This window comes from Actinomyces sp. ICM58, assembly GCF_000283035.1.
Classification (GTDB): domain Bacteria; phylum Actinomycetota; class Actinomycetes; order Actinomycetales; family Actinomycetaceae; genus Pauljensenia.
Map to the genome: position 1 here is coordinate 1 of NZ_ALIY01000145.1, position 15,118 is coordinate 15,118.

The 15,118-nt window shown below is 64.6% G+C and carries 15 protein-coding genes; 13 read left to right on the top strand and 2 right to left on the bottom strand.

Going from position 1 to position 15,118, the window contains the following annotated elements; genetic code table 11:
- Window positions 1–890: 890 nt before the first annotated feature.
- The 11 genes from infA (at window position 891) to glmM (ending at window position 8,460) form a co-directional block, all read left to right on the top strand.
- Window positions 891–1,112, top strand: a complete 222-nt coding sequence (gene infA, locus HMPREF1138_RS06830; protein WP_003790580.1) for a translation initiation factor IF-1 — start codon at window positions 891–893, stop codon at window positions 1,110–1,112.
- A gap of 40 nt (window positions 1,113–1,152) precedes the next feature.
- Window positions 1,153–1,266 carry a 50S ribosomal protein L36 gene (gene rpmJ / locus HMPREF1138_RS06835; protein WP_003790577.1) on the top strand — a complete coding sequence of 38 codons (114 nt, stop codon included), beginning with the start codon at window positions 1,153–1,155 and terminating at the stop codon, window positions 1,264–1,266.
- A 147-nt stretch (window positions 1,267–1,413) separates the two neighbouring features.
- Window positions 1,414–1,788: a 30S ribosomal protein S13 gene (gene rpsM, locus HMPREF1138_RS06840; protein ID WP_005872704.1), complete on the top strand. Its 375-nt coding sequence runs from the start codon at window positions 1,414–1,416 to the stop codon at window positions 1,786–1,788.
- A gap of 61 nt (window positions 1,789–1,849) precedes the next feature.
- Complete coding sequence (rpsK, locus tag HMPREF1138_RS06845; protein ID WP_009057967.1) at window positions 1,850–2,260, top strand: 30S ribosomal protein S11; 411 nt, start codon at window positions 1,850–1,852, stop codon at window positions 2,258–2,260.
- Window positions 2,261–2,384: 124 nt separating this feature from the next.
- Entirely contained in the window at window positions 2,385–3,380 is a 996-nt protein-coding gene (locus HMPREF1138_RS06850) for a DNA-directed RNA polymerase subunit alpha (protein ID WP_009057952.1), read from the top strand.
- Between the two features lie 43 nt (window positions 3,381–3,423).
- Window positions 3,424–4,008 (top strand): 50S ribosomal protein L17, encoded by a 585-nt coding sequence (gene rplQ, locus HMPREF1138_RS06855; RefSeq protein WP_009057960.1) that lies wholly within the window; start codon window positions 3,424–3,426, stop codon window positions 4,006–4,008.
- Window positions 4,009–4,092: 84 nt separating this feature from the next.
- Window positions 4,093–4,842: an ROK family protein gene (locus HMPREF1138_RS06860; RefSeq protein ID WP_009057958.1), complete on the top strand. Its 750-nt coding sequence runs from the start codon at window positions 4,093–4,095 to the stop codon at window positions 4,840–4,842.
- Window positions 4,839–5,747 (top strand): tRNA pseudouridine(38-40) synthase TruA, encoded by a 909-nt coding sequence (truA, locus tag HMPREF1138_RS06865; protein WP_009057951.1) that lies wholly within the window; start codon window positions 4,839–4,841, stop codon window positions 5,745–5,747. Before HMPREF1138_RS06860 ends, truA begins: the two co-directional genes overlap by 4 nt.
- A 203-nt stretch (window positions 5,748–5,950) precedes the next feature.
- Window positions 5,951–6,394 carry a 50S ribosomal protein L13 gene (gene rplM, locus HMPREF1138_RS06870; RefSeq protein WP_009057965.1) on the top strand — a complete coding sequence of 148 codons (444 nt, stop codon included), beginning with the start codon at window positions 5,951–5,953 and terminating at the stop codon, window positions 6,392–6,394.
- Window positions 6,395–6,434: 40 nt separating this feature from the next.
- A complete protein-coding gene (gene rpsI / locus HMPREF1138_RS06875; RefSeq protein ID WP_009057966.1) occupies window positions 6,435–6,926 on the top strand; it encodes a 30S ribosomal protein S9 in 492 nt (163 codons plus the stop codon).
- 181 nt (window positions 6,927–7,107) lie between these two features.
- Window positions 7,108–8,460 (top strand): phosphoglucosamine mutase, encoded by a 1,353-nt coding sequence (glmM, locus tag HMPREF1138_RS06880; RefSeq protein WP_039937309.1) that lies wholly within the window; start codon window positions 7,108–7,110, stop codon window positions 8,458–8,460.
- Window positions 8,461–8,601: 141 nt separating this feature from the next.
- On the opposite strand, the gene HMPREF1138_RS06885 is transcribed toward glmM, so the two are convergent.
- Window positions 8,602–10,839 (bottom strand): sialidase family protein, encoded by a 2,238-nt coding sequence (locus HMPREF1138_RS06885; RefSeq protein WP_039937311.1) that lies wholly within the window; start codon window positions 10,837–10,839, stop codon window positions 8,602–8,604.
- 261 nt (window positions 10,840–11,100) lie between these two features.
- Between HMPREF1138_RS06885 and HMPREF1138_RS06890 the strand changes: the two genes are divergently transcribed.
- Entirely contained in the window at window positions 11,101–12,576 is a 1,476-nt protein-coding gene (locus HMPREF1138_RS06890; RefSeq protein WP_039937313.1) for an MFS transporter, read from the top strand.
- Window positions 12,577–12,581: 5 nt separating this feature from the next.
- Window positions 12,582–13,484, top strand: coding sequence for a DUF4862 family protein (locus tag HMPREF1138_RS06895; RefSeq protein WP_009057944.1), 903 nt, complete (start codon window positions 12,582–12,584; stop codon window positions 13,482–13,484).
- Window positions 13,485–14,172: 688 nt separating this feature from the next.
- Here HMPREF1138_RS06895 and HMPREF1138_RS06900 read toward each other — a convergent pair.
- Window positions 14,173–15,111 (bottom strand): hypothetical protein, encoded by a 939-nt coding sequence (locus HMPREF1138_RS06900; RefSeq protein ID WP_009057969.1) that lies wholly within the window; start codon window positions 15,109–15,111, stop codon window positions 14,173–14,175.
- Between the last annotated feature and the right edge of the window lie 7 nt (window positions 15,112–15,118).

Consider the following 15,118-nt stretch of genomic DNA (forward strand, 5'->3'; position numbering starts at 1 on the left):
CCCGACTCTTCTATCGACGAGGCCGTGGCCGCGTTAACCGTAGTCACTAGCCGCCTGTCACGGTGCCTTCCGACTCTGGTGACCCTGTCTTGGTGCCTGAGGGCCTGCTTGCCGCCGGGCGCAGCCGGGCGTCGTGGGGTGCCGCCGGGCCTGCTCGCCGCCGGGCCTGCTCGCCGCCGGGCCCTCCATGAATGTCGCACGTAATTCCCTCACGACTATTTCAAACGTTGAATTCGCAGCCTTGGAATTGCAACGTTTTAAGGCGTAGTCGAAAAATGACCGTGGGGAATTACGTGCGACATTATTCGGTAAGGTCCGGTGGTCCCGCAGTGGCTCGTGCAGTTCTCGCGCTGGTGTGTGGTGTGTGGTGCGCGGTGTGTTGTGCTGGTCTGGTCCGTCTCAGCTGTAATCCTCGTGTCCCTCGACCGCTGGGCTCTCTATCAATTTCGCACGTAATTCCCTCGCGGCTATTTCAAACGTTGAATTTGCAGCCTTGGAATTGCAACGTTTTGAGGCGTAGTCGAAAAATGACCGTGGGGAATTACGTGCGACATTGTTCGGTAAGGTCCGGTGGTCCCGCAGTGGCTCGGGCAGTCCCCGCGTTGGTGCGCGGTGTGTGGTGCGCGGTGCGCGGTGTTTGGTGCGCGGTGTGTGGTGCGCGATACATGGGCTGGCTGATCCGCGACCTTGGCGCGCGGGAGCCGTTCGGCGTGTACGTAAAATGTGACGCATTAAACGTGAGCGAACCGACAGGTATCCCGGCTACCGCTCGGGGGTGCCCATGCCGTAGAGTAGTTCCTTGGGCGTATCTGCATGTCATCACCGACTGCATTGCGCCTAGCGGCAACCGCCGCAACCTATCCGAGACATGTAGAGGATAAACGGAGGATATGGCGAAGAAAGACGGCGTCATTGAGATGGAAGGCACGGTCGTTGAGGCCCTGCCTAACGCGATGTTCCGTGTGGAACTGAAGAATGGCCACGTGGTTCTCGGCCATATTGCGGGAAAGATGCGTCAGCACTACATCCGCATCCTGCCCGAGGATCGAGTTGTCGTCGAGCTGAGCCCCTACGACCTCTCCCGAGGCCGTATCGTCTACCGCTACAAGTGACCCGACACAAACTGCCCGACGGGCAGTGGAGGTAACAACCATGAAGGTCAAGCCGAGTGTCAAGAAGATCTGTGACAAGTGCAAGGTGATTCGTCGCCACGGCAACGTCATGGTCATCTGCGACAACCCCAGGCACAAGCAGCGCCAGGGCTGAGGCCCGCTGCGACCCGCGGGGCATCTGCCCCACAGCATCACTCTAAGCGCCCACGTGTGGGCGACCCTCGGTTCGGAGGCCGGGGCCGGGCTGCTCGCCCGGACTGAGCGATGACGACCTCCGATGAACAACTGGAGCAACATCACCATGGCACGTATTGCCGGCGTCGACCTCCCCCGCGAAAAGCGGCTCGAGATCGCGCTCACATACATCTACGGAGTCGGCCGCACCCGTGCGGCAGAGACCCTCGCCGCCACCGGCGTCAGCCCGGATACTCGCGTCAAGGACGCGACGGAAGAGGAACTCGTCAAGCTTCGTGACTACATTGAGGCAAACTTCAAGGTTGAGGGTGACCTCCGCCGTGAGGTTCAGGCCGACATTCGTCGCAAGATCGAAATCGGTTCGTACCAGGGCCTTCGCCACCGTCGTGGCCTGCCGGTCCACGGTCAGCGCACCAAGACCAACGCGCGTACCCGCAAGGGCCCCAAGCGCACCGTTGCAGGCAAGAAGAAGGCCAAGTAAGGCCTAGGAGCGCTCATCCCACCGGGATAGCTTTCCGCGACAAGAAGGAACTGAACCAGAAATGGCAGCAGCAAAGACCTCGCGCACGGGCGGTGCCCGCAAGCCGCGTCGCAAGATTTCGAAGAACGTCACCAACGGCCACGCCTACATTAAGTCGACGTTCAACAACACCATCGTTTCCCTCACGGACCCCACGGGCGCGGTTGTCGCCTGGGCGTCCTCCGGCCAGGTTGGCTTCAAGGGTTCGCGTAAGTCCACCCCCTTCGCCGCGCAGCTCGCGGCCGAGGCTGCGGCTCGTCGCGCCCAGGAGCACGGCATGAAGAAGGTTGACGTCTTCGTCAAGGGTCCCGGCTCCGGCCGCGAGACCGCGATCCGCTCCCTGCAGGCCGCCGGCCTGGAGATCGGTTCGATCCAGGACGTCACGCCTCAGGCCTTCAACGGCACTCGCCCGCCGAAGCGCCGCCGCGGCTGACTTGTGGACGGGAGGGCTCTGCCCTCCCCACGTCTGAACCTCACGGTTCACACTCCCTTAGCCTGCTTCAGCAGGTTCCCATATCCGGTGTCATATAGCGGGCACCGGTCAGAAAGGAATAGACGTGCTCATTGCAGAGCGACCCATCCTGACCGAAGAAAAGGTCAGCGACCTGCGCTCCCGTTTCACCCTGGAGCCCCTCGAGCCCGGGTTCGGCTACACGCTGGGTAACTCCCTGCGTCGTACCCTCCTGTCCTCGATTCCGGGTGCAGCGGTGACGTCCATCCGCATCGATGGCGTCCCCCACGAGTTCCGCACGATCGAAGGTGTGAAGGAAGATGTCGCTGAGATCATCCTGAACATCAAGCAGATCGTCCTGTCCAGCGAGAACGACGAGCCTGTCGTCATGTACCTGCGCAAGGCTGGCCCCGGCGAGGTTCTCGCCGGCGACATCACGCCTCCCGCCGGTGTCGAGATCCACAACCCCGATCTTCGCCTCGCCACTCTCAACGAGAAGGGCAAGCTGGAGATCGAGCTGACCGTCGAGCGTGGCCGCGGCTACGTGTCGGCCGCTCAGAACAAGGATCCGCAGGCCGAGATTTCTCGCATTCCGATCGACTCGATCTACTCGCCCGTCGTCAAGGTGACCTACAAGGTCGAGGCGACGCGTGTCGAGCAGCGCACCGACTTTGATCGCCTCGTCATTGACGTGGAGACCAAGGCCGCCATTACCCCGCGCGACGCCCTGGCCTCGGCCGGCAAGACGCTCGTGGAGCTGTTCGGCCTCATGCGTGAACTGAACGAGGAAGCGGAAGGCATCGAGGTGGGACCCTCCACCACCGACGCCACCCTCGCGGCCGATCTGGCCCTCCCCATCGAGAACCTGAACCTGCAGTCGCGTTCCTACAACGCGCTGCGTCGCCGCGGCATCCTGACCGTCGGCGAGCTGGTTGCTCACTCGGAGGCCGACCTGCTCGACATCCGCAACTTCGGTACCAAGTCGATCGAAGAGATCAAGGAGTCCCTGGCGGCTCTCGGTATGACGCTGAAGGACTCGGTGATGCCGAGCTTCGGCGACTCGGAGTCCGCTGCGATCTTTTCGGACGACCAGTCCATCTGACCCCGTGCGTCCGATGGACGCATTGAATCCGTAGGAGAAACAAATGCCCACCCCCAAGAAGGGTGCTCGTCTGGGCGGTAGCCCGGCACACCAGAAGCTGATTCTGTCGAACCTGGCGGCTCAGCTCATCGAACACCGCGGCCTCACGACCACGGAGGCGAAGGCCAAGATGCTGCGCCCCTACGTCGAGAAGCTCATCACGAAGGCCAAGCGCGGCGACCAGCACGCCCGTCGCACGGTCATGAAGAAGATCCCCAACAAGGGCATCGTCGCGATCCTCTTTGAGGAGCTCGTCCCCGCCATGGATTCCGAGCGCGCCGGCGGCTACACCCGCCTCATCCGCGTTGGCAACCGTAAGGGCGACAACGCTCCCCTGATGCGCATCGAGCTCGTCATGGAGAAGGTCGAGAAGAAGGCCGTCGTCAAGGCCGCCGAGAAGACGGCTGAGAAGGCCGCCGAGGCCAAGGCCGTTGCCGCCGAGGCTGAGGAAGCCGCCGAGGCTGCCGCCGAGCGCGCCGAAGAGGCTCGCGAGGACGGCGATCTGGCCATGGCCAACGAGGCCGAGGAAGTGGCCGCCGAGGCCGGCAAGGCTGAAGACGCCGCCGAGCAGGCCGCCGACGAGAAGTGACGCCAGGTCACTGATCGACTCGAGCAGAGGGCCGGACATCCCGACGGGGTGTCCGGCCCTCGCCGTATCCGGTAGCCTGAAGCCATGACACGTGAGATGACGTTGGCGATTGATTGCGGCGGCGGAGGCATCAAAGGGTCCGTCGTGGACGAGCGGGGCACGATGATTGCGCCGCCTCACAGGGTTCCGACCCCGTACCCGCTGCCGCCCGAGCTCCTCGTCGATACGGCCGTCGGCCTCGCCCGCGAGCTCCCAGCGGCGACGCGCGTCACGATGGGGATGCCGGGGATGATCCGCCACGGGGTCGTCATCGCGACCCCGCATTACATCACGCGCGATGGACCGCGCTCGCGCGTACTGCCCGAGCTGCTGGAACGCTGGGATCACTTCGACATGGGCAGCGCGATCGAGCAGGCACTCGGATTGCCCACGAAGGTCCTCAACGACGCTGAGGTCGCCGGCGCGGGCGCGATCACGGGACGAGGCCTCGAAATGATCATCACCCTGGGCACCGGCTTGGGGAACGCGGTGTTCGACGGCGGGCAGCTCGCACCCCACGTTGAGGTCTCCCAGGGGCCCGTGCGCTGGGGCCTGACCTACGACGACTACATCGGCGAGCACGAGCGCCTGCGCCTCGGTGACGTGCACTGGTCGCGCCGCGTTCGCCGCGTCGTCGACGGCCTGCGGCCCATGTACATGTGGGATCGCCTGTATCTGGGCGGCGGCAACTCGAAGCGCATCACGGCCTCGAACCTGCGTCTCATGGGGGATGACGTGATCGTCGTGCCCAACGATGCGGGCATCATCGGCGGCGTGCGGGCGTGGGAGCTGTGAGCGCGCGGCGCCTGCGCCTAGACCTCGGCTACGACGGCACCGACTTTCGCGGGTGGGCCGCCCAGCCCGGCCTGCGTACAGTCCAGGGCGAGATCGAGGCGGCCCTCGCCATGGCTTCGCGCGAGGAGATCACGACGACGGTCGCCGGGCGCACCGACGCGGGCGTGCACGCGCGCCACCAGGTCTGCCACCTCGACGTCAGCGACGAGGCCTGGGCGCGGCTTGCCCCCAGGAGAGGGGAAAGCACGGACGCGGCCACGGCCTCGTCCATCGTGCGCAGGCTCAACAAGATCCTCTCGGGGCGCTACGGTGAACGCGCGCGTGGGCGTGACCTGCCGGCCGCGCACGGCACGTGCGACGTGCGCATCTACTCGGCGGCCGTCGTCGACCCGAGCTTCGACGCGCGCTTCTCCGCGCTTGGGCGCTCCTACGCCTACCGGGTGTCGGACCGTCCCGAGCCGCTCGGGCGCTGGGATCGCCTCTGGGTCGAGGACCCGCTCGACGAGGCGGCGATGAACGAGGCCGGGGCCGCCCTCCTAGGGGAACATGACTTCCTCGGGTTCTGTCGCCCGCGCGAGGGGGCCACGACGATCCGGACGCTGCGTGCTCTGCGCGCCGAGCGCGAGTCGGAGGGCACCCTCGTCTTCACCGTCGAGGCCGACGCCTTTTGTCACTCGATGGTGCGCTCCCTCGTCGGCGCTCTCCTCCTGGTGGGCTCCGGCGCGCGCGACACCGACTACCCGGCCCAGATCCTGCGCGCCCGCTCGCGCTCCCAGGCCGCGCCCATCGCGCCTGCTCATGGGCTCACCCTCGAAGGCGTCGACTACCCCGATCCCTCCCAGTGGGGTGCCCGCGCGCTCCAGACCCGGGCCAGGCGCGACACCTGCTGCGGCGACGACAGCTGAGGGATGTAACACAGTAGCCGCCGCCCTTTGACCCTCGGCCCGCGTGCCGATAATATGGCTAGTGCTGTGCGTCAGCAGAGTACCTAGTGTCTCCCACTCGCTAGGAGCACTCGCCGACGCCTCGCGCGAACCGTTTCATCGCGGATGCCCCCGGAAAAACCGGCGCGGCGTCCCATGACCAACAAGAATTGAAGGTTACGCCCGTGCGCACCTATTCACCCAAGCCTGGGGACGCGGACAAGAAGTGGTACGTCATTGACGCCACCGACGTCGTCCTCGGTCGCCTGGCAGCCCAGACCGCTGCCCTCCTCCGTGGGAAGCACAAGCCGACGTTCGCCCCTCACATGGACATGGGCGACAACGTCATCATCATCAACGCGGACAAGGTTGCCCTCACCGGCAAGAAGCTCGACCAGAAGATGGCTTACCGTCACTCCGGTCGTCCCGGCGGCCTGACCGCGACCGCTTACCGTGACCTCCTCGCCGCGGCGCCCGAGCGCGCCGTCGAGAAGGCCGTTAAGGGCATGCTTCCTCACAACTCCCTCGGCCGCGCGCAGTTCAAGAAGCTGCACGTTTACGCTGGCCCGGAGCACCCCCACGCCGGCCAGTCGCCGGTTCCCTACGAACTGACCCAGGTCGCTCAGTGACCGTGCGGGTCGCTGAACGCCTTTTACACTGAGGAGAACCGTGGCTGAGACCATCGTTTCCGCTGAGCTGGACGAGGAAGTCGTCCCCAGCTCCTACACGTCCGAGACCGAGTCGGCTCCCGCCGGCGCCGGTCAGTCCATCACCGCGCCCGGCGCGGGCCTGGGCCGCCGCAAGGAGGCCGTCGCCCGCGTTCGCCTGGTCCCCGGCTCCGGCAAGTGGACCATCAACGGTCGCACCCTCGAGGACTACTTCCCCAACAAGCTGCACCAGCAGCTGGTGAAGTCCCCCTTCGTGCTGCTCGACATTGACGGCCGCTTCGACGTCATCGCCCGCATCAACGGCGGCGGCATCTCCGGCCAGGCCGGCGCTCTGCGCCTCGGCGTGTCGCGCGCCCTCAACGAGATCGACCGCGACGCCAACCGTCCGGCCCTCAAGAAGGCTGGCTTCCTGACCCGCGACGCCCGCGCCATCGAGCGTAAGAAGGCAGGCCTCAAGAAGGCCCGCAAGGCTTCGCAGTTCTCGAAGCGCTGATCACCTTCAGCACATTTTCTGTTGGTCGCGCCCCGCTCCCGCGGGGCGCGACCTTTTTGTTCCTGTCAACACCGCCCGCAATGTGAGCGCCGACGCTGTCCGGGCCACGGCCTCGTACAAGGTCGGGGGCGTAGTCGCGGTACCCTTAGACCAGTCGTATGACCCACTGAACGGAGACATTATGCCCAGGATGTTCGGCACGGACGGCGTGCGTGGACTGGCAAACGTTGACATCACCGCGGATCTCGCGCTCCAGCTCGGCGAGGCTGCCGCCCGCCAGTTCGGTGGGGCTCGGCGCGCGGACGGTTCGAAGCCCCGCGCGATCATTGGGCGTGACACGCGCATCTCGGGCGAGTTCCTCGATCACGCCCTCGCCGCTGGCTTGGCGAGCGCTGGCATGGATGTGACCCGCATCGGCGTCGTCACCACGCCCACTGTCGCGCATCTGACGGCTACCGAGGACACCGTTGACCTCGGCGTCATGATTTCCGCCTCCCACAATCCGATGCCCGATAACGGCATTAAGTTCTTCGCGCACGGCGGTTACAAGCTCGCCGATTCCGTTGAGGATGAGATTGAGGCCCTCTTGAATACGGAGTGGGAGCGCCCCACCGGCGATGGTGTCGGTGAGGTCAACGCCGATCACGCGTGGGCTAAGGATTCCTACGTCGCGCATCTCGTGGGGGCTATTGGCACCGACCTGCGCGGTATGAAGATCGCGATCGACTGTGCGAACGGCGCCGCCTCCGAGCTGGGGCCGGCCGTTTTCCGTGAGCTTGGCGCCGACATTACCGTCATCAACGCCGAGCCTGACGGCCGCAACATCAACCTGCACGCCGGTTCGACGCACCCCGAGGCCCTGCAGGCTGCCGTCGTCGAGGCTGGCTGCGAGTTTGGTGTCGCTTACGACGGGGATGCGGACCGCTGCTTGGCCGTCGACCACGAGGGCAACCTGATTGACGGCGATAAGATCATGGGTGCGCTGGCCGTGAACGCCAAGGAGCGCGGCGCGCTCGCCAAGGACACGCTGGTCGTCACCGTCATGAGTAACCTGGGCCTGCTCATCGCCATGCGCGAGGCCGGCATCAACACTGTGCAGACTGGCGTGGGTGACCGCTACGTCCTGGAGGAGATGCTGGCGTCCGGGTACTGCCTCGGTGGGGAGCAGTCGGGCCACATCATTGCCCGCGACCATGCGACGACGGGCGATGGCATCTTGTCGTCGCTGCTCGTTTCGCGCATGGTCAAGGAGTCCGGCCGTTCGCTGGCCGACCTGACGTCCTTCATTAAGCGCCTGCCGCAGACCCTCATCAACGTGGGTGGCGTGGACCGTGCGGCCGCATCATCGAACCAGGCCGTCGCCGAGGCCGTGGCTGTCGCCGAGGCTCGCCTGGGCGACACCGGCCGTGTCCTGCTGCGCCCGTCGGGCACCGAGCCCCTGGTGCGCGTCATGGTCGAGGCGGCGACCCAGGAGGAGGCAGACTCTGTGGCCTCCTCGCTGGCGGACGTCGTCAAGGAAAACCTCGCGCTGTGAGCGCAGCACGCTGACGTTACGAGGGGGCGGGCACCGGTGGGTGCCCGCCCCCTCGTACATGTTGCTGGTGGACGAGGCCGCCTGCTGTTCTCTTGTATGGAGCGCACGGCAGCCGGCCTCGTCTCAAGATCAGACGAACCGTCAGATCTTTGCGGCCTCGATCCACGCACGCGGGATGCGACTGAAGTACAGTCCCTGCATCTCACGCTCCCAGAGCAAGCCGAGGGTACCGTCGGGCAGGATCGTCATGCACTGGTAGACGTAGTGCGCGGGGTTGAAGGTGCGCGACGCGATCCACGTGCGACCACCGTCCTCGGACAGGCGAAGGACGCCGCGCCCGCGGTAGGGACGCATCTGGGAGGCGTTGGCGAAGATGACGCGCTCGGGGCAATCCTCGCTCGGCCATGGCACCGCGTTGGGCTGGCAGAAGATCTCGGTGATCTCCTGCGCGAAGGATACGTCACCCCAGGTTTCGCCGCCGTTGGTGCTGACGGCGACCGCCACCTTCCCGCTCGGGTGCTGGTTGCGCATAAGCATGAGCAGTGAGCCGTCCGCCCGCTCGATGAGGGTGGCCTCGTGTGTAGCCGCCGCTTCGGTGTCGAGCGTTCGTGAGTCGATCTCGCGGCCTTCGAAGAGACGTCCGTCGTTGGGGGACTTGCCCCGCTTCCACGTGGTGCCCCCGTCATCGGAGTAGACGACGGCTGCAGAGAAATGACGCTTGTGGTCACCGTTGTAGTAGATGGGGATGACGAGGCGGCCGCTGCGCAGCTGCACACCTGTGCCCGGGGATGTGCCGCAGAAGGACATCCACTCTTCCTTCACGTCCTGGTTCAAGTTGACGGGAGCAGACCAGGTCTCTCCGTCGTCGTCGGAGTAAATCATCTGCAGGTAGCAGGTACGCGCGGTGAGCAGCGTCTGGTTGGGGTCTTCGCCGTCAGCGAGGAAGACGTTGCCGCCGGGTGATTCCTGTCCATCCTCGGTGACGGTAACGTCGCCGCGCTCGGACACCCTGTAGGGGGTTGGGGCGCCATCGGAATCCGTGACGCTGCCGTCCTCGTTCCAGGTGTAGGTGACACCCTGGCTGTCGTGCAGGATGTAGTGGCCCTTCTCGTCGACGCCGAGGCCTGCCTCGGCGTTGGGTTGTCCGATCCCGCCGGGGAAGTGATCGATGAGGACCACAAGGCGCCCCGTGCGTCGGTCCTGGACGACGCAGGAGTCGATCACCGAGGCCCCCTTCGCGCCGTGGCCGGGGTAGGTGAGCACCGTTTGGAGGTCGCCCCAGGTCAGGCCGCCGTCGAAGGAACGGCGAATCGTGAAGTTGATGGAGTTGGGGGAGTCGTTCGCGATGGTCTCGCGCTGGTCGGCGCCGGCGACGACCACCCCCGACTTCAGGGTGATGAGCGAGGGGATTCGGTAGCTGATCGAGTCGTGAAATCCAGCATCGAAGAGACACTGCGTGTCGAGTGGGGTGACAGAAGAGAGCTTCTTGATCTGCGAGTCGTTGAGAACCGAGGAGAAGAGCGCGGCATTGCGGACCTCGCCGAAGAGTCGGGATCCGGAGGTATCCTGACCGATGACGACCTCGTCGAGAGAACCGACGGCGCCGAAGAAAGCCTGTCCGGGCAGGTGAGCCTCGAGGTAACCGTCGACGTAGATCTGTACTGCGCCGTGTCCGACGCGTACAACGACGTCGTGCCAGTGTCCCTGATCCCAGTGGCCGTGGGCCGTAAACGTGCGCCACTGGCCCCTGCGTCCCAGCACCTTGTACTCGATGCCTTCTGCGGTTACAGACAGGTTGAGTTGCTCGGTGCCGCCACCTCCGGCGGCGAGGATCGTCCCGTGCTGGCCGGGACCGCGCACGCGGTAGCGTGCGAAGATTGTGCCGGCGGTGAGCTCGGAGAGCTCGGACACGTCGTAGTCGGAGAGACGTGCGGCAGCGAACTCGATGAGGGGGGTCGGAGCCGGCGAGAGCGCGAGGATGTCTGCGGGGGATAGGACTCCCTCGTGAGTGGCGAGATTGCGTATCTCGATGCCGGACCCCGGGTCAGCGAGCAGTTCGGAACCTGGACCGCACCCGTCCGGCGATAAGTCACCCGTCGTCGAGAAGCACTGGTAGCCGTCAAGGAAGATCTTGGATCCAGCAGCCGTGGCTGTGAGTGCGAGTGAGTGCCAGCTGCCGTCAGTCAGCGAGGCAGTGTCCTCCATGTCTAGCGCAAGGGGCATGGTGGAGGTGGAGCCCTCGAGGAAGAGAGCGCCAGCACGGATGAGGAGAGCCCATCCTGCATCCCCGTCGGAGCGGAGGTGGATCAGAGAGCCGTCGATGTGTGCGCGGAACTGTAAGAACCAGGAAATTCCCGGTTGACCTGCGTCGATGCTCATGTTTGACACCTTTCTGTTAGTTGTTTGTATTACCTCGCGCCATCACGAAGCAGAGCATGTGATTGGTCACAGCAAGAAGTTGTCAGACAGGTTAGCAGCCCTTTCTTTTCTTGGCAAGATGCAAATCTGGTGGCAATTTGACCTTGACTCGAGAGTGAGAGAGGGCTAACATTACCGCAAGTTGTCTGACAACTTGATTGTTAGACATCTCGACTCAAGCCCCTCGTTATTCGACGATGAAATATCAGGAAGGCACTCATCATGAGTACGTCCCCCATGCAGGCGCTTCCTACGAAGCCCTGGTACCAATACCTCACGAAAGAAGATCGCAAAGCCTTCTTCGCCGCCTGGATTGGCGTGCTTCTGGACGGCTACGACTTCGTCCTCATCTCCTTCGCGCTGCCTGCGATCACGGCCGCGTTCGAGCTGACGCTCGTTCAGAGCGCGTCCCTGATTTCGGCCGCGTTCATCAGCCGGTGGATCGGCGGCCTCGTCCTCGGTGCGATTGGCGACCGCTACGGCCGTAAGCCCGCCATGATCCTGTCGATCTTCATGTTCGCTTTCGGTTCTATCGCCTGTGCGCTCGCACCGAACTTCTGGATCCTCTTCATTCTTCGCCTCATCATCGGCTTTGCCATGGCTGGCGAATACTCGGCGTCGGCTGCCTACGTCATTGAGTCCTGGCCCAAGCACATGCGCAACAAGGCCTCGGGCTTCCTGCTGTCCGGCTACGCCTTCGGTGTCATCGCTGCCGCTCAGGTCGACAAGTACTTCGTGACTTGGGTTGACTCATTGCATCCCGGCTGGGGCTGGCGCGCCCTGTTCCTCACGGGCATCGTTCCGATTGTCGTTGCGATCTACATGCGAAAGACCCTGCCCGAGGCTGCTGACTGGAGCGAGGCTAAGGAAAAGGGACATGTCGAGAAGAATGACATGCTTCAGGTGCTCTTCGGTGGAAAGCGGAAGGTTATCAACTACATCGTCGTGGTGATTGCCTTCGTCTCGCTGCTGCTGATCTTCACACAGCGAGTCGGGGGCGTCGCTGCCGTCAGCGCCCTCGGCGCCGTGTGCGCGGTCATCTTCATCTACCTGATCATCCAATTTGACTCCAAGCGCTGGGTCATCGGTATCGCGATCATGCTGACGATCTTCGCCTCGTTCATGTACACGTGGCCCATCCAAGGCTTGCTCCCCACCTACCTGCATGGTGTTGGGATGGACCAGACGGTCGTCGCCAACGTGGTCTCTTTCGCTGGCCTTGGCAACGCTGCGGGCTACATCATCGCGGGCTTTGCGGGTGACAAGTTTGGTATGCGCCGTTGGTATGCTATCTCCCTGTTGCTCTCGCAGATGATTGTATTCCCCCTGTTCATGCAGAACGGCAAGTACGTGGCCCTCGTGGCAGCATTGCTCTTCTTTCAACAGATGTTCGGCCAGGGTGTCTCCGGCCTGCTGCCCAAGTGGGTCTCCTCGTACTTTCCGGTCGACAAGCGTGCCGCGGGTCTTGGCTTCTGCTACAACGTGGGTGCGCTCGGCGGCGCGGTTGGACCGGTCCTCGGCGCCGCGATCGCAGCGAAGTTCTCGCTCGGCTTCGCCCTCGCGATCCTCTCCTTCGGTTTCGCCGCGGTCGTCATGGTGTCGATTGGGGCAAACCTTCCGCGTCTGCTGCAAAAGATGGTTGGACCGGAATACGTTCGTCCTGAAGACGGTAACGACGAGATCATCAAAGAAGGCTGATCACAATGACACGTCCATTCATTATTGGAGCCTACGCGTCGCATCCGACGCCTGAGCTCGAGGCCGACTACTACCAGCTCCTCGCCGACCAGCCCTGGGTCAGCGGCGTCGAGATTCCCTACCCTGGGCAGCTCGCCACCCAGGCCGACGTGCTGGCCGCTCACCTGGCGCCGCATTGGGATTTCAACACCATCACGGCGATCCCCGGCACCATGCAACACGTGTGGAAGGACGCCACCTTCGGCCTGGCCTCGCCCGACGAGGCGGGACGCGAAGCTGCCCTGGCCTTTACCCGCCAGCTTTGCGACGACCTCGACGACCTGTGCGGCAAGGCCGGGCGCCTGCTGGTTGGTCGTGTGCAGCTGCACTCGGCGCCCACGCGCCTGGCCGACGCCGACGCCTTCAAGCGCTCGCTCGAGGAGGTCGTGGGCTGGGACTGGAGTGGGGCGACTCTGGTCGTCGAGCACTGCGATAAGTACGTGCCGGAACAAAAGCCCGAGAAGGGTTTCCTCTCCCTGGGCGACGAGATCGACGTCGTCGCCGAGGTCGGCATCGGCATCCACCTGAACTGGGGTCGCTCCGCCGTGGAAGGACGCGACGCGGAGACCGCCTACCAGCACGTGCGTGAGGCGGGCGCGCGCGGGGTGCTCGACGGCGTCGTCTTCTCGGGCGCGGGCCCGGAGGAGACGCAGTACGGGTACGCCTGGATCGACGGGCACCTGCCCGCTCAGGCCGACGAGCCGACCTCCCTCATGGACGCCGAGCAGATCGGTCGCTGCGCCCAAGCGGCGCTCGCGGGCGGCGCGGAGTATCTCGGCGCGAAGGTCTGCGTCCCCAAGGACGCCTCCCTCGCCAAGCGCCTGGCCATGCTGCAGGGTATCTACCGGGCGTGCCACCTTCAGGAGTGACGGCCACGGCCTCGTCGTCTAAGAGTGCGACGAGGCCGTGGCCGGCTCGGCGCAAGGCGTCAGTAAGCGGGAGGGGTGGATGTGACGCGCATCCGTCCCTCCCGCGTTGTCCCTATGTGGTGCGCGGCCGGGGGCGTTACACAGTTGTGTGTGTTTGATGGGGCGTTACACCTCATCAGGAAGGATCAACTCCTTCTGAACGGGTGCAGTCCTTCAGAGCGGGTGTGCTGCTGTCACCCCCGTGGCGAGGGGATGGGAATGGGATCGACGCGGGTGTTGCTACCAGTGCCTGGTCCGTCACTGTTTGTGGCGGAAGGAACGCTCTGACAAAAAGTCGCATGCAATTCCCCTGGCCGTCTTTCGATGCGTGACATCGGATCGTTGGAATCATTGGCCTTTTCGAGATGCTAAGAAAAGTGAGGGTACCCAAATTGCATGCGACATTGTGGGGGAACCATGCGTGGGTGAGTCGCGTGTAGGGCGTGCGGAGGGCGTGCGGGTGCTCGCGGAGGGTACCCAGAAGGGTGCGGCCGGGACCGTCGCTCTTTCGGGCCGGGGCCGCGCTCCTTCGGGCCGACACCGTCATTCCTTCGACCAGGAGCCGTCACTCTCTCGGGCTGGGACCGTCACTCCTTCGAGCCAGGGCCGCGATCCTTCGACCAGGAGCCACTCTTTTGAGCCGATGCCGTCACATGTTTGTGGGGTAGAAGCGGGAGCGGAAGCCGTCGAAGAAGTTCATGTTCTTCACGGCGAGCTCCACGAGGCGGTCTGCGTCCAGGTTCACGGTTGTGAAGAGCTCCTGAACGTCCGGATGGTCGGAGCGTGTGATGGTGCCGAACTCGCCGTCCGGCCCGCAGTAGAACAGGTCCTTGCTGAGCGTGTGCGCGGGGTTGGCGCGGAAGCGCCGCATGAAGTCGATGCGCAGGTAATCCAGGAGGCGAAGGTACTGCTGGGTAACAGAGCCCGGGTCGGCGGGCGCGTACAGGAGGATCGAGCGTTCCGGGATCGCGAAGAACAGTCCGTGGGGCGCGTCGATGCGGAAAGTGGAGACCAGGTTGGCGACGTGCGCCGCCTTCGACGCGATGAAGAGGGACTCGCCGCCGATGCCGGTGAAGGGGCCGCAGGGGCCCTGTTCGTCGATCGGCTCACCGTCCGTGTTGATCTGCCCGTAGTGGTAGAGCTCGTCGAGGCCGATCGGGTACTTCTCGAGGTGCTGGTCGGTGACCGTCGTAACGGTGTTCGGGAAGTCGAGGCACAGGCCCAGGGCGAGGTCTCCGGGGAAGGGGCGCGCGTAGCTGAAGTGGGGGTCGGCGGCCAGGTCCGGGGTGAGGATGCGTGTGCGCACGCGCTGGCGTAGCTCGTCGGCGTCGGTGATGGGCTGGTCGGCGATGCGTCCCGACTCTATGATGAAGGCGACCCAGCGCTCGATGATGGCCTCATGCTGGGCGGGGTCGGCCTGCGTGAGCTCGCTGACCAGATTCTCGACGTTGATGCGCCGCCACCCGTCGACTTCCAGGAACGCGTCGCCCGTGTGTTCGTCGGTTCGGCGCGTCGCGGAGACGCCCGCGTCGTGCAGTCGGCGTAGGAGGAAGGAGAGCGTGCGTTCGGTGAGAGCCTGGCGATCCATGCCTCGA